Source organism: Variovorax xiamenensis, from assembly GCF_050916385.1.
Taxonomy (GTDB): domain Bacteria; phylum Pseudomonadota; class Gammaproteobacteria; order Burkholderiales; family Burkholderiaceae_C; genus Variovorax.
This window is the reverse complement of sequence record NZ_CP139038.1, coordinates 5002183-5022928: the sequence shown is the minus strand read 5'-3', so window position 1 is coordinate 5022928 and position 20746 is coordinate 5002183. Positions and strand designations below refer to the sequence as shown.

Annotated in this window: 16 protein-coding genes; 12 read left to right on the top strand and 4 right to left on the bottom strand. The window is 68.6% G+C overall.

Going from position 1 to position 20746, the window contains the following annotated elements; translation table 11 throughout:
* Positions 1-128: 128 nt before the first annotated feature.
* Together SFB74_RS22920 and SFB74_RS22915 are read left to right on the top strand one after the other, a co-directional pair.
* The gene (locus tag SFB74_RS22920) at positions 129-785 is read left to right on the top strand and encodes a response regulator (protein WP_432726580.1); all 657 of its coding nucleotides are present in this window, start codon (positions 129-131) and stop codon (positions 783-785) included.
* Positions 782-2200: a sensor histidine kinase gene (locus SFB74_RS22915; protein WP_432726578.1), complete on the top strand. Its 1419-nt coding sequence runs from the start codon at positions 782-784 to the stop codon at positions 2198-2200. Before SFB74_RS22920 ends, SFB74_RS22915 begins: the two co-directional genes overlap by 4 nt.
* On the opposite strand, the gene SFB74_RS22910 is transcribed toward SFB74_RS22915, so the two are convergent.
* The 3 genes from SFB74_RS22910 to SFB74_RS22900 form a co-directional block, all read right to left on the bottom strand.
* Positions 2169-3602 carry a DUF2314 domain-containing protein gene (locus SFB74_RS22910; RefSeq protein ID WP_432726577.1) on the bottom strand — a complete coding sequence of 478 codons (1434 nt, stop codon included), beginning with the start codon at positions 3600-3602 and terminating at the stop codon, positions 2169-2171. The genes SFB74_RS22915 and SFB74_RS22910 overlap by 32 nt on opposite strands.
* A gap of 39 nt (positions 3603-3641) precedes the next feature.
* Positions 3642-4163 (bottom strand): Lrp/AsnC family transcriptional regulator, encoded by a 522-nt coding sequence (locus SFB74_RS22905; protein ID WP_432726576.1) that lies wholly within the window; start codon positions 4161-4163, stop codon positions 3642-3644.
* Positions 4164-4293: 130 nt separating this feature from the next.
* Positions 4294-5082 carry a DeoR/GlpR family DNA-binding transcription regulator gene (locus SFB74_RS22900; RefSeq protein ID WP_093200195.1) on the bottom strand — a complete coding sequence of 263 codons (789 nt, stop codon included), beginning with the start codon at positions 5080-5082 and terminating at the stop codon, positions 4294-4296.
* Between the two features lie 315 nt (positions 5083-5397).
* On the opposite strand from SFB74_RS22900, the gene deoC reads away from it, so the two are divergent.
* The 10 genes from deoC (at position 5398) to SFB74_RS22850 (ending at position 19599) form a co-directional block, all read left to right on the top strand.
* Positions 5398-6378: a deoxyribose-phosphate aldolase gene (deoC, locus tag SFB74_RS22895; RefSeq protein ID WP_432731983.1), complete on the top strand. Its 981-nt coding sequence runs from the start codon at positions 5398-5400 to the stop codon at positions 6376-6378.
* An 8-nt stretch (positions 6379-6386) separates the two neighbouring features.
* Positions 6387-8810, top strand: a complete 2424-nt coding sequence (locus SFB74_RS22890; RefSeq protein ID WP_432726575.1) for an aldehyde dehydrogenase family protein — start codon at positions 6387-6389, stop codon at positions 8808-8810.
* Positions 8811-8934: 124 nt separating this feature from the next.
* Positions 8935-9387, top strand: coding sequence for an RbsD/FucU family protein (locus SFB74_RS22885; protein ID WP_432726574.1), 453 nt, complete (start codon positions 8935-8937; stop codon positions 9385-9387).
* A gap of 5 nt (positions 9388-9392) precedes the next feature.
* The gene (locus SFB74_RS22880; RefSeq protein ID WP_432726573.1) at positions 9393-10352 is read left to right on the top strand and encodes a ribokinase; all 960 of its coding nucleotides are present in this window, start codon (positions 9393-9395) and stop codon (positions 10350-10352) included.
* Between the two features lie 25 nt (positions 10353-10377).
* Complete coding sequence (locus SFB74_RS22875) at positions 10378-11430, top strand: ABC transporter permease (protein ID WP_432726572.1); 1053 nt, start codon at positions 10378-10380, stop codon at positions 11428-11430.
* Positions 11431-11443: 13 nt separating this feature from the next.
* Positions 11444-12448, top strand: coding sequence for a substrate-binding domain-containing protein (locus SFB74_RS22870; RefSeq protein WP_093305307.1), 1005 nt, complete (start codon positions 11444-11446; stop codon positions 12446-12448).
* Positions 12449-12461: 13 nt separating this feature from the next.
* Entirely contained in the window at positions 12462-14051 is a 1590-nt protein-coding gene (locus tag SFB74_RS22865; protein ID WP_432726571.1) for a sugar ABC transporter ATP-binding protein, read from the top strand.
* Entirely contained in the window at positions 14048-15100 is a 1053-nt protein-coding gene (locus tag SFB74_RS22860) for an ABC transporter permease (RefSeq protein ID WP_432726569.1), read from the top strand. Before SFB74_RS22865 ends, SFB74_RS22860 begins: the two co-directional genes overlap by 4 nt.
* Before the next feature lie 151 nt (positions 15101-15251).
* Positions 15252-18860 carry an indolepyruvate ferredoxin oxidoreductase family protein gene (locus SFB74_RS22855; protein ID WP_432726568.1) on the top strand — a complete coding sequence of 1203 codons (3609 nt, stop codon included), beginning with the start codon at positions 15252-15254 and terminating at the stop codon, positions 18858-18860.
* A 256-nt stretch (positions 18861-19116) separates the two neighbouring features.
* Positions 19117-19599 carry an Hcp family type VI secretion system effector gene (locus SFB74_RS22850; protein WP_432726566.1) on the top strand — a complete coding sequence of 161 codons (483 nt, stop codon included), beginning with the start codon at positions 19117-19119 and terminating at the stop codon, positions 19597-19599.
* A gap of 149 nt (positions 19600-19748) precedes the next feature.
* On the opposite strand, the gene SFB74_RS22845 is transcribed toward SFB74_RS22850, so the two are convergent.
* Complete coding sequence (locus SFB74_RS22845; RefSeq protein ID WP_432726565.1) at positions 19749-20702, bottom strand: phosphate acetyltransferase; 954 nt, start codon at positions 20700-20702, stop codon at positions 19749-19751.
* Positions 20703-20746 lie beyond the last annotated feature (44 nt).

Below are 20746 nucleotides of genomic sequence, written 5' to 3'. Positions count from 1 at the left end.
TGGCCGCCACTCTTGCGCGCGGGCGGCGGCCCGGGAGACCGGGAAGAAGGAAAAAGAGGGAGGAGCGCATCATTGTTCGCCTCCGAACCTTTGGCAATGCTTAAGGTTCCCGCCGGACAATCCGGGCGATGCATCTCCTGCTCATCGAAGACGACCTTGACCTGGGCCGCGCCCTCTCGCAGGCCCTGAAGGCCGAGGGCTTCAGCATCGAGTGGCTGCGCCGCATCGCCGACGCCCCGCGCTCCTTCGAGGGCGATGCCTGCGGCTGCGTGCTGCTCGACGTGAGCCTGCCCGACGGCTCGGGCCTGCAGCTGCTCTCGCGCTGGCGCCGTTCGGGCGTGACGGTGCCCATCGTGGTCATCACCGCGCGCTCCGCGCTGGAAGACCGGCTGGCGGGGCTGGACGGCGGCGCCGACGACTACGTGGTGAAGCCCTTCGCCACGCCCGAGCTCGTGGCGCGCATCCATGCCGTGCGCCGGCGCTATGCGCACCAGGCCAGCGACGTGTGGTCCTTCGGCGACCTGGAGATCGAGCCGCGCAGCCACGTCGCCCGGCTGGGCGGGCTGACGCTGGACCTGTCGCCGCGCGAATTCCAGCTGGTGCTGGAGCTCGCCCGCGAGCCCGGCGCGGTGATCCCGAAGGGCACGCTGTCGCTGCGGCTCGACCCGCTGGGCGAGCCTGTGGACTTCGGCGCGATCGAGGTGCACGTGTCGAACCTGCGCCGCAAGATCGGCGCGGAGCGGATCAAGACGGTTCGCGGCGTCGGCTACATGCTCGCGTCATGATGTGGCTGTTCCGCCGCAGCCTGGTGCGGCGCGTGGCGCTGTCGCTGCTGCTCGCCTTCTCGCTGGCATGGGTCGCGCTGGTGGTCTACATGTTCGTGAGCTTCAGCATGAGCATGAACACCGATTCGAACGTGGTGCGCGCCGGCCGCGAGATCAACGCGGCGCTGGCCGTCATCGAGAACGAAGATGTCGCGGCCGGCGTGCTCGACGGCACGGGTCGGATCATTAACGAGCTGCGCCGCCAGGAAGGCGGCCTGCCCGGCAACGTGGTCTTCCAGCTGAAGACCCGCGAGGGGCGCCTGCTGTACGTCTCGCCCGAGGTCGAAGGCCTCGCGCTGCGCGGCGAGAACGACAAGATGGTTGACGTGACGCTCGGCGGCCAGCGCTACTGGCTGTACGAGGGCAGCAGCGCGCGCTGGCAGGTGTGGCTGGGCGAACCGCATTCGGGCATACCGTGGCTCATCGGCTTCTTCGGCAGCTCGCTCTTCCTTCCTTTCCTGATCGCGTTTCCCTTCGTGCTCGCGCCGGTGTGGATCGCCGCCGCGCAGGGCATCAAGCCGTTGCGGCAGCTCGGCGAGCGCATCAAGCTGCGCAGCGCGGAAGACCTGTCGCCGCTGGGTTTCGATCCGAAGTACGCCGAGCTGGAGCCGTTGGTGAAGGCGCTCGAAGGGCTGCTCGCGCAGTTGCGGGGCAAGGTCGAGCGCGAGCGTTCGTTCGTGAACGACGCGGCGCACGAGTTGCGCACGCCGCTGGCGGTGATCGGTGCACAGGCCCATGTGCTTTCCCGCTCGACCGATCCGCAGGAGCGGCAGGAGGCCGCGCAGCACCTGGCGCACGCCATCGCGCGCGGCTCGCACCTGATCCAGCAACTGCTCGAATTGGCCACCATGGACGGCGGCGAGCGCCCCGAGACGCAGTTCATCGACGTCGCGGAGCTCACGCGGCGGCATCTGGCGCAGGCCGCGAGGGACGCCGACCTGCGGCGGCTGGAGCTGATGCTCGAATCCACGGACAGCCTCGTCTTCGAGCTACCCGTGCCGCTGTTCGAATCGGTGCTGCGCAACCTGCTCGACAACGCGGTGAAGTACGTGGAGACCGGCGGGCAGGTGGTGGTGACGCTGCGTCGCGAGGCGCAGGGGCTGGTTCTGTCGGTGGTCGACAGCGGCCCGGGCATTCCGCCCCAGGAGCACGAACTGGTGTTCGAGCGGTTCCATCGCGGCTCGGCCACTGTCGCCCAGGGCACGGGGCTGGGGCTGTCGATCGCGCGGCAGGCCTGCCAGCGCATGGGCGGCACCATCGGGCTCGCGCCGGCGCCGGGCGGAAGGGGATGCGCCTTCACCGTCGTCATTCCCGGCGGGCCGTCCGCCGCCGCAGGTGGCGGTGTTACTTCTTCGCGCCCTGCATGCGCGCGATGATCTTCGAGGTCTCGTTGCCTTCCTGGCGGCCATCGGGGTAGCGGCGCATGTAGTCGAAGACCTTGGCCTGCGAAACCTTCACCATCTGGCCCGCGTGCAGGCCCTGCACGTCGACCGGGTCGTTCCTCAGCAGGCCTTCGATGGCATCGCCGTTCCAGCGCGTGACCTCGACCCACATCCATTCGTTGCCGCCACCGGTCGTGGTGAAGGGGGCCTTCACGAGGATGTATTCGCCCGGCTGCAGGCCCTTGGCGAAAGCCTCGCGCAGCTTGGGCAACTGCGCGGTGGCGGCCTTGCTGGCGGCGAGCAGTTCGTCGTTGTGCTTCAGGCGGGTGACCGAGTCTTCGTCGGCGCCGAACACCGAGACCAGCATGGCGGTCTGCTGCGCATAGCGGTCGGGACCCTTGTAGCGGTCGAAGCGGATCTCGTAGAGCCTGTTCTGCGGATCGCCGCTCTCCCAGGTGCCGTTGACCAGCGAGAGCCTCGCCACTGCCGCGGCGTTGGGCTTCAGGCCCGTGAGCATCGGGTCGCGCGCCGCTGCGTGCCTGAGCGCGCGCAGGTCCATGTCGAACTGGCCGGGCTTCGCCAGCGTGATGCCTTCGGCCATCGCCTGCGAGAAGGCGTTGATGAGGCTGCCCATCGAGCGGTTGCTCGACCACGAGAAGTCGCTCACCACCACGTCGGGCAGGCCGAACTTGCCCATGCCGAGCGTGATGGCCCGCACCATCTCGCCGCTGCGGTAGGCGTGGATGGTCATGTGCTGCGAGACGTCGGGCAGGCCGTTGGCCCAGGTGTCGATGCGCCGCTTCTGCCATTCGTCGGGCGAGAAGACTTCGCGCGTCTCCTCGTCCCACACGAGGCCGCCGGTGTCGCGCGCGACCTGCAGGGTGACCTGCAGCGCCTTCTGCATGGCGGCCGCGGACTGCTGAACGGGGTGCGCGAAATCGAGGATCAGCGCCTTGTCCGCCTTCTGCAGCGCTTCCGCCTGCTCGCGCGAGATGCCGCGGCCGAAGCGCTGCAGCGACTCCATGTCGGGCGCACGGTATTCCTTCAGCACCGTGGTGGTGTTCCAGTTCGCGAAGACCACGGGCGCGTTGACGGAGGAGGGCGTCGGCATCGCGGCCTGGAGCTTCGGGCTGCCGCCGGTCTTGCCGAGCACGCCGCGCAGCGCGGCCATCGGGTCGGTGGCCGGTGCCTTGGCGTAGTAGATGGCGAACTGGAAGTGGACCGGGCCGGTCTGCTGCGGTGAGCCCGCGGGCACCGGTGCGCCGGGCACGGCCTTGGCGGCGCTCTGCGTGGCGGTCGGCGGCGTGGTCGGCGTCGCGGCCAGGGCGGCCGCGGCGTTCATCGAGAGGATGAGCGCGGTGAGCGCGAGGCGGGGCAAGGTCTTCGGCAAGGTCATGTTCGTGTTGTTCTCGTTGTCGTTGTCGTCGATGCGGGCCTAGCCGCGCCGCGAGCCCGTTGCGCGCGGCGTGCCCGGCAGCAGGTGGTCCAGCGGCAGCGCGGTCTCGGACTTGATCTCGCGCAGCACGATGCTCGAGCGCACGTGCGTCACGCCGGGCAGGCTGAACAGCACCTCGTGCAGGAAGCGCTCGTAGTGCTTCATGTCGGGCACGGTCACATTGAGGATGTAGTCGGCGGGGCCTGTGGCCGACACGCAGCGGATGATCTGCGGGCTCGCGGCCACGGCCTCCTCGAAGCGCTGCACCATCGTCTCGCTGTGGCGGTCGAGGTTCACCTCGGCCACGGCCGAGACGTGCAGGCCGACCAGCTCGGGGTCGACCAGCGTGGTGTAGCCGCGGATGACGCCGGCGGCCTCCATGTCCTTGATGCGCTTCCAGCAGGGCGTGGGCGACAGGCCGACGGCCTCGGAGATCTGCTGCACGGTCTGGCGGCCGTCGTGCTGCAGCGCGGAGAGGATCTTGAGGCAGTGCTCGTCGAGGGAAACGGTGCCGGTGTTCATCGCGGGGCCGCGGGATCGCGGGTAGTGGGTGGGGTGCGCCGACCGGGTGCCGGTCCGCGCCATCGCCGCGATTCTCCTTGATCGATGCGGCGGCGCAATGTCGCGCCCCGGCCGCCGCCGCACGCTTCTTCTACGCGTCGGAGGCGCGCGCGAATTCCAGCGGCAGGTCCTTGAACTGCTTCTTCAGCGAGGCCTCGGGCGAGCCGCCGACCACGATGCGCGCGAAGGCGTCGAGCGGGCTGAAGAACGCGGGACGCAGCGTGCCCAGCTTGCTCTCGTCGATCACCAGGAAGCTTTGCGACGCGCTGCGGATGGCTGCCTGCTTCACCGGCACCTCATGGAAGTTGGAGCAGCTCGCACCGCGCTCCAGGTCGACACCGCCCGCCGAGATGAAGGCCTTGTTCACGCCCAGCCTGCTGAGGTACTGCAGGCCTTCGTCCGAGAAGAAGGTGGCCGAGGAGGGGTGGTACAGCCCGCCCAGCAGCATCAGCTGCGTGTTCGGGCGGCGGCTGAGCACCGAGGCAATGTTCGTGGAGTAACACACCACGCTCAGCGGCATCTCGGGCGGCAGCGCCTCGGCGAAATGGACCATGGTGGTGCCGCAGTCGATGAACAGGCTGTCGTGCGGCTGCACCAGTCCGGCGGCGCGTTCGCAGGCCAGGCGCTTGTTGGCCGCGTGCTGGTCGCTGGCCTCGTCGAGCGAGTAGCGCTCGGCGCCCGGCAGCGTGGTCGCGAGCACGTAGCCCCCGAGGGCGGAGAGGGGCGATTCGGCCGACGACAGGTCGCGGCGGATGGTCATTTCCGTCACGTCGAGCTGCTGCGCCGCCTGCTTGATCGGCAACGGGCCGCCGGCCTCGACGAGTTCCTGCATCCTGGCCAGGCGCACGGCCCGGGCCTCGGCTCCGGCGGTTCTTCGCATGTTCGGTCTCCTCAGGTCCACGTGACGGAGTATCGGGCATCGCATGCCGTTTCAATGTTGTTTGAAAAACATATTGCGCAGATAAATGTTGTTGTAATAACATTTGTGCCAACACGAACGACATCAAGGCCGCGCCGCCAGACGACGCAGCCCGGAGACAAAAGACATGCCCCTTGCCTGCCCGCCGCAGTCGCGGCCCTCGCGCGCCACGGCGCCCGCCCATCCATGACTTCCACTTCCCTCGTTCGCCCCAGCGGCGCGGTGCGCTCGCGCCCGGCTGCGCCGGCCTCGGCCGCAGCAGCAGCAACAGCACCGATGACGTCGACGCCCGCGCAGACGCACATCGCCGCTTCTCGCAACACCGCCCAGCCCTTCGACACCGGCTGGATCGACGGCATCCGCTTCAACCTCTCCGCCGCCGAGCGCCGCGTGGCCACGCTGCCCGGGCGCCGGTCGGTCAAGAAGGACGCCCAGGCCGGCTGGCTGCTCAAGGCCATCACCTGCATCGACCTCACCACGCTCAGCGGCGACGACACCGCCGAGCGCGTGAAGCGGCTCTGCGCCAAGGCCGTGATGCCGGTTCGCCCCGACCTGCTGGCCGCGTTGGGCTTCGTCGACCGCAAGCTGCACACCGGCGCGGTGTGCGTGTATCACCGCTTCGTCTCGACGGCGGTCGAGGCGCTGGCCGGCACCGGCATTCCGGTGGCGGCGGTGTCCACGGGCTTTCCGGCGGGGTTGATTCCGCACGAGCTCAAGCTCAAGGAGATCGAGGCCTCGGTGCGCGATGGCGCTTCCGAGATCGACATCGTCATCACCCGCGAGCACGTGCTGGCGGGCCAGTGGAAGAAGCTCTACGACGAGATGCTCGACTTCCGCCGCGCGGCAGGCGATGCGCATGTGAAGGCGATCCTCGCGACGGGCGAACTCAAGACGCTGCGCAACGTCGCGAAGGCCTCGATGGTCTGCATGATGGCCGGCGCCGATTTCATCAAGACCTCCACCGGCAAGGAGGGCGTGAACGCCACGCCGCTGGTCACGCTCGCGATGCTGCGGATGATCCGGCAGTACGAGGCCCGCACCGGTTTCCGCGTGGGCTACAAGCCCGCGGGCGGCGTCTCCACCGCGAAGACGGCGCTCGACTACCAGGTGCTCATGAAGGAAGAGCTGGGCCGCGACTGGCTCGAGCCCGACCTGTTCCGCATCGGCGCTTCCACGCTGCTGGCCGACATCGAGCGCCAGTTGGAGCACCACGTCACCGGCCGCTACTCGGCCTACAACCGCCACCCGATCGGATGAGCAGCCCGATGAGCAACAACAACAGCAGCAACAGCAACGTCGCGCGCTACTTCGACACCATGGACTACGGCCCCGCGCCCGAGAGCGACACCGACGCGCGCGAATGGCTCGCGCGCCATGCCGAAGGCTTCGGCCACTTCATCGACGGGCGCTTCACGCCAGCATCGGAGGGCGCGCATTTCGACACGGCCGAGCCGGCCACCGGCCAGCGCCTGGCCCGCGTCGCGCAAGGCTCCGCGAAAGACGTGGACGCCGCGGTGGCTGCGGCGCGCGCCGCGCAGCCCGGCTGGTTCGCGCTGGGCGGCCACGGCCGCGCGCGCCATCTGTATGCGCTGGCGCGAATGGTCCAGCGCCATGCGCGCCTGCTCGCAGTGGTCGAGGCGCTCGACAACGGCAAGCCGATCCGCGAGACGCGCGACCTCGACGTGCCGCTGGCCGCGCGCCACTTCTATCACCACGCCGGCTGGGCGCAACTGCAGGAGCGCGAGTTCGCCGACCAGGTGCCGTTGGGCGTGGTCGGCCAGATCATTCCGTGGAATTTCCCGCTGCTGATGCTCGCGTGGAAGATCGCGCCCGCACTCGCGCTGGGCAACACCGTGGTGCTCAAGCCCGCCGAGTTCACGCCGCTGAGCGCCTTGCTCTTCGCCGAGCTTGCGGCGCAGGCCGGCCTGCCGCGCGGCGTGCTCAATGTGGTGACGGGCGACGGCGCCACGGGCGCGGCGCTGGTCGCGCACGAGGGCGTGGACAAGATCGCCTTCACCGGCTCGACCGAAGTGGGGCGGCTCATCCGCGCTGCCACGGCGGGCACGGGCAAGTCGCTGACGCTGGAGCTGGGCGGCAAGTCGCCCTTCATCGTGTTCGACGATGCGGACATCGATGCTGCCGTGGAAGGCGTGGTCGATGCCATCTGGTTCAACCAGGGCCAGGTGTGCTGCGCCGGTTCTCGGCTGCTGCTGCAGGAAGGCATCGCCGAAGACTTCATCGCGCGGCTCAAGCGCCGCATGCAGACCCTGCGCGTGGGCTCGCCGCTGGACAAGGCGATCGACATGGGCAGCCTGATCGACGCCACGCAGCTCGAACGCGTGCGCTCGCTGGTCGCCACCGGCGTGCGCGAGGGCGCGAGCTGCTACCAGGCGCCGGGCGAACTGCCGCCGGGCGGCAGCTTCTTCCCGCCGACGCTGCTGACGGGCGTGCAGCCGGCGTCCACCGTGGCCACCGAGGAAATCTTCGGCCCCGTGCTGGTGACGATGACCTTCCGCACGCCCGACGAAGCCGTCGCACTGGCCAACAACACGCGCTACGGCCTCGCCGCCAGCGTGTGGAGCGAGACCATCGGCCTCGCGCTGGGCGTCGCGCCGCAGTTGCAGGCGGGCGTGGTGTGGGTCAACGCGACCAACCTGTTCGACGCGGGCGTGGGCTTCGGCGGCTATCGCGAATCGGGCTATGGGCGAGAGGGCGGGAGAGAAGGCTGCTACGAGTACCTGAAGCCGCGTGCGTGGGCGCAGCGCAAGCCGCGCTTGGCCGGCGCGGCTGTCGCGGCCAACGAAGCTGCGGACACGAGGAGCGAGTCTCCGCTTGCGCTGCCTGCCATCGACCGCACCGCCAAGCTCTTCATCGGCGGCAAGCAGGTGCGGCCCGACGGTGAGCTCTCGCGTCCTGTGTTTGCTGCCAACGGTCAGCGCGCCGGCGAAGTGGGCGTGGGCAACCGCAAGGACATCCGCAACGCCGTCGCCGCCGCGCGCTCGGCCGCGGGCTGGTCGAGCGCGACGCCGCACCGCCGTGCGCAGGCGCTCTACTACCTCGCGGAAAACCTCTCGGCGCGTGCCGGGGAGTTCGCCGCGCGCATTGCGAGCCTGACCGGCGTTGCCGCGAAAGCCGCGCAGGCCGAGGTCGATGCATCTGTGAGCCGCCTGTTCGCCTACGGCGCATGGGCCGACAAGTACGAGGGCACTGTGCATGTGCCGCCGCTGCGCGGCGTGGCGCTGGCCACGGTCGAGGCGATCGGCGTGGTGGGTGTGGTGTGCCCCGACGAGGCGCCGCTGCTGTCCTTCGTGAGCCTGCTCGCACCGCTGCTCGCCATGGGCAACCGCACGGTGATCGTGCCGGGCGAGAAGCACGCGCTGGTCGCCACCGACTTCTACCAGGTGCTCGAAACCTCCGACCTGCCGGCGGGCGTCGTCAACCTCGTGACAGGTCCGGCCGCGAGCCTCGCGCGCACGCTGGCGGAGCACGACGACGTCGATGCGCTCTGGGTCTTCGGCGCGAAGGAACTCTCGCGCGAAGCCGAGCGGCTGTCGGTCGGCAACCTCAAGCGCACGCTGGTCGACCACGGCCTTGCCACCGACTGGCACGACGCGGCTTCGGCCGAGGGTGCTGCATTCCTGCGCCATGCCACGCAGGTCAAGAACATCTGGATTCCCTATGGCGAATGAACGCGTAGCCGTTGTTCGCAACATCGAAAACAAGGGAAATCCCCAAATAGAAAACGTTTGCGCAAACGTTTTCTTTACATAGGATCGCAACCGCGACGCCGTTCATTTCGAGGAGACAGACCGCATGCTGAAGTCCATCCACCCGCTGCTCAATGCCGACGTGCTCTACGCCCTGCGCGCCATGGGCCATGGCGACGAGCTGGTGCTGTGCGACGCCAATTTCCCGGCCGACTCGGTCGCCCGCCAGACTTCGCTGGGCCGGCTGCTGCGCATCGACGGCGTGGGCACCACCGAGGCGGCGCGCGCCATTCTTTCGGTGCTGCCGCTGGACAACGCGGTGGACGATCCGGCGAGGCGCATGGAGATCATGGGTGCGCCCACCGAGATTCCGCCCGTGCAGCAGGAGATGCAGCGCGAGATCGACGTGGCCGAAGGGCGCGCGCGGCCGATGGGCTCCATCGAGCGCTTCGCCTTCTACGAGGCCGCGCGCCGCGCCTACTGCGTGATCGCCACCGGCGAGCGCCGCTTCTACGGCTGCTTCGTGTTCAAGAAGGGCGTGCTCGCCCCCGAGGCCTGATCGCCATGGCCGCCGTTTCCCCGCATCAGCAGCAACAACAGCACGGCGTGGCCGTGCTCGGCATCTTCGTGGCAGATCTTGCCTTCCGCGCGGCCGACCTCCCGGGCGTGGGCCAGACCATCGCCGGCTCCGGCTTCGCCATGGGGCCCGGCGGCAAGGGCTCGAACCAGTCGGTTGCGGCGGCGCGCGCCGGCGCCCGGGTGACCTTCATCTCCAAGCTCGGGCAGGACTCCTTCGGCGCCAATGCGCTGGCACTGTGGGCGCAGGAAGGCATCACGCCGCGCGTGCCGCAGGTGGCGACGCAGCCGACCGGCGCGGCCTTCATCTACGTGCACGAGGTCACGGGCGACAACGCGATCATCGTGGTGCCCGGTGCGGCGGCGCTCATCGATTCGGCTGACGTCGATGCGGCCGCCGACGCCATCCGCGGCGCGCGCGTGTTCGTCACGCAACTGGAGCAGCCGGCCGGCGCCGCGCAGCGCGGCCTGGAGCTTGCGCGCGCTGCCGGCACGGTGACGGTGTTCAACCCCGCGCCCGCGCTGCCCTTCGACGACGCGGTATATGCGCTGTGCGACTACATCACGCCCAACGAGCACGAGGCGGCGGCGCTCAGCGGCATCGCCGTCGAGACCGTCGACGACGCGCGCCGCGCGGGCGACTTCTTCCTTTCCAAGGGCGTGGGCTGCGCGCTCATCACGCTCGGCGAGAAGGGCGCGCTGCTGCACAGCGCGAACGAATCGGTGCACCTGCCCGTGTTCCATGCCGGCGCGGTGAAGGAAACGGCCGGCGCGGGCGATGCCTTCAACGGCGGCTTCGCGGCCGCGCTGGCAGAGGGCGCGTCGCCGCTGGAAGCCGCGCGCTTCGGCTCGGCCGTGGCCGCCATTTCAGTCACGCGCGCGGGCACCGCGCCGTCGATGCCCACGCGCGCCGAAGTCGATGCGCTGCTGGGCCGGGCCGCGGCCTGAATCGCGAGCCGCAAAGGAGCCTTCCGTGAAATTCAGGTTTTCAGACCGCGAGCTCAACTTCCTGGTCGGCATCAATGTCGCGATCCTCGTGGTCGCCACGGTGCTCTCGAAGGGCGATTTCCTCGACGTCTACAACTTCCAGTCGATGGGCGGCCAGCTGCCCGAGCTCGGCCTGCTGGCCATGGGCGTGGCGCTGTCGATGATCTCCGGCAACGGCGGCATCGACCTCTCGGGCGTGGCGCTGGCCAATCTCTCGGGCGTGGTGGCTGCCACGCTGGCGCCGATGCTGGTGGATGCCGATGCCTCGCCGTGGCTCTACACCGGGTCTTTCGCCGCCATCGCGCTGGCGACGGGGTTGGCGGGCGGGCTGCTCAACGGCGTGCTGATCGCGCGCGCCGGGCTCACGCCGATTCTCTGCACGCTGGGCACGCAGCTGCTCTACACCGGCCTGGCCGTGGTGCTCACCGGCGGCTCCAGCCTGCGCGTGGGCAACGCGGAGCCGCTCTCGGCCATCGGCAACGAGAACGTGCTGGGCGTGCCCATTCCGTTCGCGATCTTCGTGGCGATGCTGCTGGCCGTGGGCTGGCTGCTCAAGCAGAGCCCGTTCGGCATCCGGCTCTTCCTGCTCGGCACGAACGCAAAGGCGGCGCGCTACGCGGGCATTCCGCAGGGCCGCATGCTGATCGCCACCTATGCGCTGTGCGGCGTGCTGGCGGCGGTGGCGGGCGTGATCATCGCGGGCCGCACGGCCAGCGTGAAGTCGGACTACGGCAACTCCTACCTGCTCATCGCCATCCTCATCACCGTGATGGCGGGCGTGCGGCCGCAGGGCGGCTACGGGCGCATGGTGTGCCTGTTCTTCTCGGCCGTGGCGCTGCAGCTGCTGTCGAGCACCTTCAACCTGCTGGGCATTTCCAACTTCTTCCGCGACTGCGCCTGGGGACTGCTGCTGCTGTTCTTCCTGGCATCGGCGCGCTTCAGCCTGTCCGACCTGCGCAGCTTCATCTCCGTTTCGCGCACCAGCGCACCGCCGCATCAGCCCCCTCCTGGCGCGACGCAGAGAACCACCGAGGGCTAGGAGACAAACGAACATGCTGAAGAAAACCAAGATCGCCTGCACCGTGCTGGCACTCGGCACCGTGGCCTTCGCCTCGGCGCTGCATGCGCAGGGCAAGCCGCAGGACATCGTCACCGTGGTGAAGATTACCGGCATCAGCTGGTTCAACCGCATGGAAGTGGGCGTGAAGGAGTTCGGCAGCAGCACGCCGGGCGTGGCCACGCGCCAGATCGGCCCGGCCCAGTCGGACGCCGCCCAGCAGCAGCGCCTGGTGGAAGACCTGGTGGCCAAGAAGGTCGATGCGATCGCGGTGGTGTCGATGGACCCGCCCACGCTGGAGCCGGTGCTCAAGCGCGCGATGGAGCGCGGCATCAAGGTCGTCACGCACGAGGCCGACAACCAGAAGAACACCATGGTCGACATCGAGGCCTTCGACAACACGGCCTACGGCGCGCGCATCAACGAGCGCCTGGCCGCCTGCATGGGCCAGCAGGGCAAGTGGACCTCGCTGGTCGGCTCGCTGGGCAGCCAGTCGCAGGTGCAGTGGGCCGACGGCGGCGCGGCCAACGCGAAGAAGTACCCCAAGATGCAGCTGGTCGACGCCAAGAACGAGTCGCTCAACGACGCCGAGAAGGCCTACGGCAAGGCCAAGGAGATGCTGCGCAAGCACCCGGACCTCAAGGGCTTCCAGGGCTCGTCGTCGCTCGACGTGCTGGGCATCGGCCGCGCGGTGGAAGAGGCCGGCCTGCAGGGCAAGATCTGCGTCTTCGGCACGGGCCTGCCGAGCGAGGCGGCCAAGTTCCTCGAGTCGGGCGCGGTCGGCGGCATCGCCTTCTGGGACCCGAAGGACGCCGGCATCGTCATGAACAAGGCGGCCAAGATGCTGCTCGACGGCAAGACCATCACCGACGGCACCGACATGGGCGTGCCGGGCTACAACAAGGTCTCGGTCAAGAAGGGCCCGGGCGTCGGCATCATCGTCACGGGCCAGGCCTGGGTCGAGGTCGACAAGCAGAACTACAAGAAGTACTCGTTCTGAGCTTCCGCCGGCCATGACTCTTACCGCGCCTTCCACGCAAGCAAGCCCGGCAAGCTCCGAGAGCACGGCCGGGCGCCGGGTCTTCCTCGAGGTGCAGGACGTGCACAAGCGCTTCGCGGGCGTGCACGCGCTGCGCGGCATCGACCTCGTCATCGAGGCCGGCGAGATCTACCACCTGCTCGGCGAGAACGGCTGCGGCAAGAGCACGCTGATCAAGATCATCTCGGGCGCGCAGCCGCCGAGCCAGGGGCGCATCGTGATCGACGGGCAGCCGTACGAGTCGCTGTCGCCGCTGCAGGCGCTCACGCTGGGCATCGAGACGGTCTACCAGGACCTGTCGCTGCTGCCGAACATGAGCGTGGCCGAGAACGTGGCGCTCAGCGAGCAGCTCGTTGCCACCGGCGGCCGGCTGGCACGGCGCTTCGACCGCAAAGCCGTCGCGGCCACCGCCACGCGGGCGCTGCAGGCGGTGAAGCTGCCGACCGACGCGGCCTTCCTCGCGCGGCGCGTGGACGAGATGCCCATCGCCACGCGGCAGCTCGTGGCCATCGCGCGCGCGGTGGCCACCCGCGCGCGCATGGTCATCATGGACGAACCCACCACCTCGCTCACGCAGAAGGAGGTGGACAACCTCGTGCACGTGGTCGAAGTGCTGCGCGAGCAGGGCGTGGCCGTGCTGTTCGTGAGCCACAAGCTCGACGAGTGCATGGCCATGGGCGGCCAGGCCATCGTGTTCCGCGACGGCACGAAGGTCGCGCAGGGGCCGATCCGCGACTTCACCAAGGCGCAGATCGCGCGCTGGATGACCGGCAAGCACCTCGACGGCGAGCGCTACCGCCACGGCACGCACGGCGGCGACGAACTGCTGAAGGTGGAATCGCTGGGCCGCGGCGCGCAGTTCAGCGACGTGAGCTTCGCGTTGCGCAAGGGCGAGATCCTCGGCGTGACCGGGCTGCTCGACTCCGGCCGCAACGAGCTCGCGCTGGCGCTGGCCGGCGTGCAGGGCGCCGACCGCGGCCGTGTGCTGCTCGACGGCCGGCAGATCGTGCTGAAGACGCCCACCGACGGCATCCGACAGGGCATCGGCTACGTGCCGGAAGACCGCCTGAGCGAGGGCCTGTTCCTCGACAAGCCGATCCGCGACAACATCGTCACGGCGGTGCTGAACCGCCTGCGCGGGCGCTTCGGCGCGCTCGACATGCGGCAGTGCCAGGCGCTGGCCGAGCGCACCGTGGGCGAGCTGCAGATCGCCACGCCGGACGTCGACAGGCCGGTGCAGTCGCTCTCGGGCGGCAACCAGCAGCGCGTGCTCATCGGGCGCTGGCTGGCCATCGGGCCGCGCGTGCTGATATTGCACGGCCCCACCGTGGGCGTGGACGTGGGCTCGAAGGACACCATCTACCGCATCGTGCAGCGGCTGGCCGAGCAGGGGCTGGGCGTGATCCTGGTGAGCGACGACCTGCAGGAACTGCTGCAGAACTGCGACCGCATCCTGCTGATGCGCAAGGGCCGCATCGCCAACGACTTCGAAGCGCAGGGGCTCGCCGAGAGCGACCTCTACCACGCACTGGTTTCCGACACACCTTCCCCCGCATTCTCATGACGGCTTCCACCATGCAAGCGCCTCCAGCGCCGGCCACGCCGGCATCGGCTCCGCTCCCGCCAAAGGCGCGGTTCTCGCTGCGCGGCTGGCTCGCGCAGCGTCCCTCGGTCTTCACGCTCGCGCTGATCGTGCTGGCGAGCCTGGCGGTGGGTGCCATCAACCCGAGCTTCTTCCAGCTGCCGGTGCTTTTCGACATCGTGCGCGCCTGCACGGTGCTGGGCCTGTTCGCGCTGGGCGTGCTGATCGTGCTGGCCGCCGGCGGCATCGACGTGTCGTTCGCGGCCATTGCGGCGCTCACCATGTACAGCATCACCAAGCTGGTGCTGAACTACTTTCCCGAAGCCCCCATCGCGCTGCTGCTGATCGCCGGCGCGGCGAGCGGCGCGCTGCTGGGCGTGCTCAACGGGCTGCTGGTGCATTGGCTGAAGGCGCCGTCGCTGATCGTGACCATCGGCACGCAGTACCTGTACCGGGGCATCCTGCTGACCTTCGTGGGCACCGTGTTCTTCATGAACGTGCCCGCGCCGATGGACGCCTTCGGCAAGCTGGCGCTGTGGCGCTTCGACACCCCGCAGGGCCTGCACGTGGTGCTGCCCGCCACCGTGCTGGTGCTGGTCTTCGCGGCGGCGCTGACCTGGTGGCTGCTGAACCGCACGCTGATCGGCCGCGCGGTGTACGCCATCGGCGGCAGCCTCGCGATCGCGGAGCGGCTGGGCTACAACCTGCGCACGGTGCACGTCTTCGTGTTCGCGTATGCGGGCTTTCTCTCGGGGCTGGCGGGCATCGTGCACGTGTCGAGCACGCGGCTGGCGAACCCCTTCGACCTGGTGGGCAACGAGCTGGACGTGATCGCTGCCGTGATCCTCGGCGGCGCGCGCATCACCGGCGGCAGCGGCACCGTGGGCGGCACGCTGCTGGGCGTGGTGCTGGTCACGCTGATCAACAACGTGCTGATCCTGGCCGGCGTGCCCAGCACCTGGCAGAAGGTGATCATCGGGGCGTTCATCCTGGTGGCGGGCGGCTTCTTCGCGATGCGCAGGCAGGACTGAGATTGGCGGCGCTTGTTTTCTCGGAATTTCGACAATCGGAAAATAAAATCGTGTTTTTCCGATTGATTGAAGAGGATTTTTCTCGAAACAAGGGTCTGCCCTAGCGTATTGAGGAAGCACTTCCCCGGAGGGCGGCAGAACAATTCCGGGCATGAATGCCCCACTCAATGCCACCGCGATAAGACGGCCCGGCTACCAACTCTCCGACAACATCTGGGCCGAATCCGGCTCGGTTTTCCTGACCGGCACGCAGGCGCTGATTCGCGTGCTCGTGATGCAGGGCCGGCGCGATGCGCAACGCGGCCTGCACACGCAGGGTTTCGTCAGCGGCTATCGCGGCTCGCCGCTGGGCATGGTCGACCAGGCGATCTGGAAGGCCGGCGCGCGCTTCAAGGAGACGGGCATCCGCTTCGTGCCGGCCGTCAACGAGGAACTGGCCGCCACGCAGGTGCTGGGCACCCAGCGCGTGGAATCGGACCCCGAGCGCACCGTCGATGGCGTGTTCTCCATGTGGTACGGCAAGGGCCCCGGCGTGGACCGCGCGGGCGACGCGCTCAAGCACGGCAATGCGTATGGTTCGTCGCCGCACGGCGGCGTGCTGGTGGTGGCGGGAGACGACCACGGCTGCGTGTCGTCGTCGATGCCGCACCAGAGCGACCACGCCTTCATGGCGTGGCGCATGCCCATCATGCAGCCCTCGAGCGTGGCCGAGTACCTGGAGTTCGGCCTGTACGGCTACGAGCTCTCGCGCTACTCGGGCGCATGGGTCGGCATGGCGGCGCTGTCCGAAGTGGTGGAGAGCGCGGGCACCGTCGACCTGGACGCGATCAACACCCGCGTCGATGCCTGGGAAGACGCCGAGGCGGTGAGCGCCGCCACCGGTCATCGTGCGCCGCCTGACGGCCTGCATTACCGCTGGCCCGACCTGCCTTCGCTGCGCATCGAGTCGCGGCTCGAAGACAAGCTCGCGGCCGTGGCCGCGTTCACCAGGCGCAACAGCATCGACCGTCACGTGATCGTGAGCGATCACGCCAAGGTCGGTATCGTCACCTGCGGCAAGGCGCATCACGACCTGATGGAAGTGCTGCGCCGGCTCGAGCTTTCGCCGGAGCAGCTGGCGCGCGCCGGCGTGCGGCTCTACAAGATCGGCCTTAGTTTTCCGGTGGAGCAGACGCGCATCAAGGCCTTCGCACAGGGGCTGGAAGAGATCCTCATCGTCGAGGAGAAGGGCGCGGTCGTCGAGACGCAGCTGCGCGACATCTTCTACAACGCGCCTGCCGATGCGCGCCCCGTGCTCGTCGGCAAGCATGACCGCGAGGGACAGCCGCTGGTGTCAGCGCTGGGCGAGCTGCGGCCCTCGCGGCTCATCGAGCTGGTCGCCCACTGGCTGGCCGTTCACTTCCCCGACAACCACGACCTGGGCGACCACCTGCAGCACGTGCGCGACTTCACGCCGCCCGAGCTGCTGGCCAACGCGAGCGATGCCGTGAAGCGCCTGCCGTACTTTTGCGCCGGCTGCCCGCACAACACCAGCACCAAGGTGCCCGAGGGCTCGACCGCGCGCGCGGGCATCGGCTGCCACTTCATGGCGAACTGGATGGACCGCAGCACCGCGGGCCTCATTCAGATGGGCGGCGAAGGCGTCGACTGGATCTCGCACGCCATGTTCACGAAGACGCCGCACGTCTTCCAGAACCTGGGCGACGGCACCTACTACCACTCGGGTTACCTCGCGATCCGCCAGGCCGTGGCGGCCAAGGCGACGCTCACCTACAAGATCCTGTTCAACGACGCGGTGGCGATGACGGGCGGGCAGCCCGTCGACGGCGTCATCAGCGTGGACGCCATCGCTCGGCAGGTGGAGTCCGAAGGCGTGAGCAAGGTGGTGGTGGTGAGCGATGCGATCGGCAAGTACGACGACATCCGGAACCGCTTTCCGCACGGCACCGAGTTCCACGACCGTGCCGCGCTCGACGACGTGCAGCGCCGCCTGCGCGAGATGGCGGGCGTGACGGTGCTCATCTACGAGCAGACCTGCGCGGCCGAGAAGCGCCGCCGCCGCAAGAAGGGCGAGTTGGCCGATCCACCCAAGCGCCTCTTCATCAACGAGGCCGTGTGCGAGGGCTGCGGCGACTGCACCGTGCAGAGCAACTGCGTGGCCGTGCTGCCGCACGAAACACCGATGGGCCGCAAGCGCAAGATCGACCAGACCAGCTGCAACAAGGACTACTCCTGTGCCAAGGGCTTCTGCCCCAGCTTCGTGGGCGTGACGGGCGGCAAGCTGCGCCGCAAGAGCGGCGCGCTGGCGGCGGGGCGCGATGCCTTCCTGCATCGCGTGGCCGCGTTGCCGTACCCGGCGGAGCACGCCTGGGCCGCCCCCTACGACCTGCTTGTGACCGGCGTGGGCGGTACCGGCGTGGTGACGGTGGGCGCGGTGATCGCCATGGCCGCGCACCTCGAGGGCAAGGCCGCGAGCGTGCTCGACTTCATGGGCTTCGCGCAGAAGGGCGGCTCGGTGCTGAGCTTCGTGCGGCTGGCCGATTCGCGCGAGCGGCTGCACCAGGTGCGCATCGACACCCAGCAGGCCGACGCGATCCTCGCCTGCGACGTGGTGGTGGGCGCATCGGCCGACGCGCTGCAGACCGTGCGGCACGGGCGTACGCGCGTGCTCGCGAACATTCACGAGATTCCGGTGGCCGAGGCGCTGCGCAACCCCGATGCGGACCTGCATGTCGACCTGCTGCTGGAGAAGATGCGCTTCGTGGCCGGCGACGAGCAGGTCGAGACCTTCGACGCGCAGAGCCTGGCCGAGGAGTTCCTGGGCGACACGCTGGCCGCGAACATCGTTGCGGCCGGCTACGCGTGGCAGCGCGGACTTGTGCCACTGAGCCTGGAAGCGCTGATGCATGCCATCGAACTCAACGGCGTGGCGGTTGCCGCGAACCAGTCGGCCTTCTCGCTGGGGCGGCTTGCGGCCGGCAACCCCGAGGCGCTCGACGCGCTGCGCGCCGCGCCTGTCGATGCTCAAGCTTCTTCCGCTGACGAACGTCCGCTCGACGTGCTGATCGCCGATGCGCGCCGTCACCTGACGGGCTACCAGAACGCTGCTTGGGCGGATCGCTTCGAGACGCGCATCCGCAGCCTGCGTGCGCGCGAGGCGGCACTGCAGGGCGGTGACGCGAGCCTGCCGTTCACGCGGAATGCGGCGCGCAGCCTGCTCAAGCTCATGAGCTACAAGGACGAATACGAGGTGGCGCGGCTCTACACCGACGGCGCGTTCCTGCAGAAGCTCAACGATCAGTTCGAGGGCGACCTGAAGCTCGAATTCCACATGGCGCCGCCGGTGCTTTCGCGTGGCGCACACGGGAAGGCGCCCGCCAAGATCCGCATCGGAAGCTGGATGCTGCCTGCGATGCGCTGGCTGGCGCATGGCAAGCGGCTGCGCGGCACGGCCTTCGATCCGTTCGGGCGTACCGGCGAGCGGCGCATGGAGCGCGAGCTGATCGCGCATTTCGATGGACTGCTCGAATCCATGTCGGGTGAGCTTTCGGCCGGCAACCAGGCGACGGCCGCGCGTATCGCGGCGCTGCCGCTGTCGATCCGCGGCTTCGGCCACGTCAAGCTCGCGAACTTCGAGGCCGCGAAGCTGCAGGAGGCGGAGCTGCTGCACCGCTTCTCGCCGTCGCGCTATCCGAAGCCGGAGCGTGCGGCTGCCGCAGGTCAGATCCGGGGCATCGCGATCGTGGCTGGCGCACGGTAGTCCGCGCGGACAGCTTCAATTGAAGCGAAAGGCCCGCCGTCGCATCGACGGCGGGCTTTTTTCGTTCGTGCGTCGGACGGGGCGGCCGCCGTACTAATGCTTTTTTCCAATGACTAAAGACTCTGGTGAACTCGCCGCCGCTTGACTATCGTTGGGCCTCGGCTGGCCGGTTCGCGAAGGTGAATCCACTTCGCAGTGGCGGCGGCAGATGTTCAAGGTGCCCGCGGGGGCGCCGCAACCCAGGGAGAGATCAATCATGGCAGTAGACATGTTCATGCGCGTCGAAGGCGCGAACGGCGAATCGAAGGACTCGAACCACAAGGAGTGGTCGGACATCAAGTCGTTCGCTTGGGGTGCAACGCAGCCCGGCAACATGGTCAGCGGTGGTGGCGGCGGCGTCGGCAAGGCCAGCTTCAACGACCTGCAGGTTCTGGCGCGCATCGACAAGGCGGCGCCTTCGGTGCTGAAGAATTGCGCCAGCGGCAAGCACCTGAGCAAGGTCGAAGTGTCGGTGTGCAAGGCGGGGGGCTCGCAGATCGAATACACGCGAGTCACGCTCGAAGAAGTGTTGGTGACGTCGGTGCAGTACACGGCGGAGCAGGGCTCGGATGCCGTGTTCGTGCAGTACGCCTTCCAGGCTGCGAAGGTGAAGCAGCAGTACTGGGAACAGACCGACAAGGGCGGCAAGGGCGCCGAGACGGTTCTGGCCTGGAACATCAAGGAAAACAAGGAAAGCTGATTTCCCTCGGCCTGGCTGCCGGGCGACTCGCAGTTTCATCGCCAATCGGCAGGCGCTTGCCGCGTTCGATACGGTGTGCGGCGTTCTAAAAAGCGCGGCAAGCAGAGCCCTGGGACTGACCGCCTTCGGCGATTGAAGGCCCTGCGGTATCAGCCCACCGCCTTGATGAGCTTGTCGCGCCCGGCCTTCGCGAGCATGGAGGCCACGGCGCATGAGGCGAGCCGTGCCGATTCCGAGTCGGCCCGGCTCGTGAGGATCACCGGCACCTTCGTGCCCAGGACGATGCCTGCCGCATAGGCGCCGCCGAGGAAAGTCAGGCTCTTCGCGAGCATGTTGCCCGCGTCGAGATCGGGCACGATGAGCACGTTGGCGCGGCCCGCCACCGGCGAGTTGATGCCCTTGATGCGCGCGGCCTCGGCGTCGATGGCGTTGTCCATTGCCAAGGGGCCGTCAAGCACCGCGCCGGTGATCTGGCCACGGTCAGCCATCTTGCAGAGCACGGCTGCATCGAGCGTGGAAGGCACCTTGGCGTTGACCGTCTCCGTTGCCGAGAGCACCGCCACGCGCACGGCGGGCATCAGCAGCGCATGCGCGAGGTCGATGGCGTTCTGCACGATGTCGACCTTCTCCTCGAGCGTGGGCGCGATGTTGATGGCTGCGTCGGAAATGATCAGCGGCTGCGCGTGGCCGGGGATGTCCATCACGAAGCAGTGGCTGATGCGGCGCGATGTGCGCAGGCCGCCTTCGCGACGCACGACGGCGCCCATGAGCTCGTCGGTGTGCAGGCTGCCCTTCATCAATGCGTCGACCTCGCCGCGCAGGGCCATCGCGACTGTGGCATCGGCCGCGGCGTGGCTGTGAGGCGCATCGACGATGGCGATGCCGGAGAGATCGATGCCGATCTCGTGCGCGGCGGCTTCGATCTTCGCGCGCGGGCCGACCAGCGTCGGCGCGATGAGGCCCAGCGCTGCTGAGGCAAGCGCCGCTTCGAGCGACACCGCGTTGGCCGGATGCACCACCGCAACACGCAATGGAGGAAGGCCGCGTGCGGCTGCGATGAGGCGGTCGTAGTGCGGGTGTGTTGCGAGTGACGAAGACGCCATGCGGGCTCCTGAAGGAATGAGGCAATATCTGTGGATGCAGACGG

Excerpts from the sequence above, each read along its gene's own strand:
- SFB74_RS22920 (WP_432726580.1), top strand. The coding sequence starts at position 129 with ATGCATCTCCTGCTCATCGAAGACGACCTTGACCTGGGCCGCGCCCTC.
- SFB74_RS22915 (WP_432726578.1), top strand. The coding sequence starts at position 782 with ATGATGTGGCTGTTCCGCCGCAGCCTGGTGCGGCGCGTGGCGCTGTCG.
- SFB74_RS22910 (WP_432726577.1), bottom strand. The coding sequence starts at position 3,602 with ATGACCTTGCCGAAGACCTTGCCCCGCCTCGCGCTCACCGCGCTCATC.
- SFB74_RS22905 (WP_432726576.1), bottom strand. The coding sequence starts at position 4,163 with ATGAACACCGGCACCGTTTCCCTCGACGAGCACTGCCTCAAGATCCTC.
- SFB74_RS22900 (WP_093200195.1), bottom strand. The coding sequence starts at position 5,082 with ATGCGAAGAACCGCCGGAGCCGAGGCCCGGGCCGTGCGCCTGGCCAGG.
- deoC (WP_432731983.1), top strand. The coding sequence starts at position 5,398 with ATGACGTCGACGCCCGCGCAGACGCACATCGCCGCTTCTCGCAACACC.
- SFB74_RS22890 (WP_432726575.1), top strand. The coding sequence starts at position 6,387 with ATGAGCAACAACAACAGCAGCAACAGCAACGTCGCGCGCTACTTCGAC.
- SFB74_RS22885 (WP_432726574.1), top strand. The coding sequence starts at position 8,935 with ATGCTGAAGTCCATCCACCCGCTGCTCAATGCCGACGTGCTCTACGCC.
- SFB74_RS22880 (WP_432726573.1), top strand. The coding sequence starts at position 9,393 with ATGGCCGCCGTTTCCCCGCATCAGCAGCAACAACAGCACGGCGTGGCC.
- SFB74_RS22870 (WP_093305307.1), top strand. The coding sequence starts at position 11,444 with ATGCTGAAGAAAACCAAGATCGCCTGCACCGTGCTGGCACTCGGCACC.
- SFB74_RS22865 (WP_432726571.1), top strand. The coding sequence starts at position 12,462 with ATGACTCTTACCGCGCCTTCCACGCAAGCAAGCCCGGCAAGCTCCGAG.
- SFB74_RS22860 (WP_432726569.1), top strand. The coding sequence starts at position 14,048 with ATGACGGCTTCCACCATGCAAGCGCCTCCAGCGCCGGCCACGCCGGCA.
- SFB74_RS22855 (WP_432726568.1), top strand. The coding sequence starts at position 15,252 with ATGAATGCCCCACTCAATGCCACCGCGATAAGACGGCCCGGCTACCAA.
- SFB74_RS22850 (WP_432726566.1), top strand. The coding sequence starts at position 19,117 with ATGGCAGTAGACATGTTCATGCGCGTCGAAGGCGCGAACGGCGAATCG.
- SFB74_RS22845 (WP_432726565.1), bottom strand. The coding sequence starts at position 20,702 with ATGGCGTCTTCGTCACTCGCAACACACCCGCACTACGACCGCCTCATC.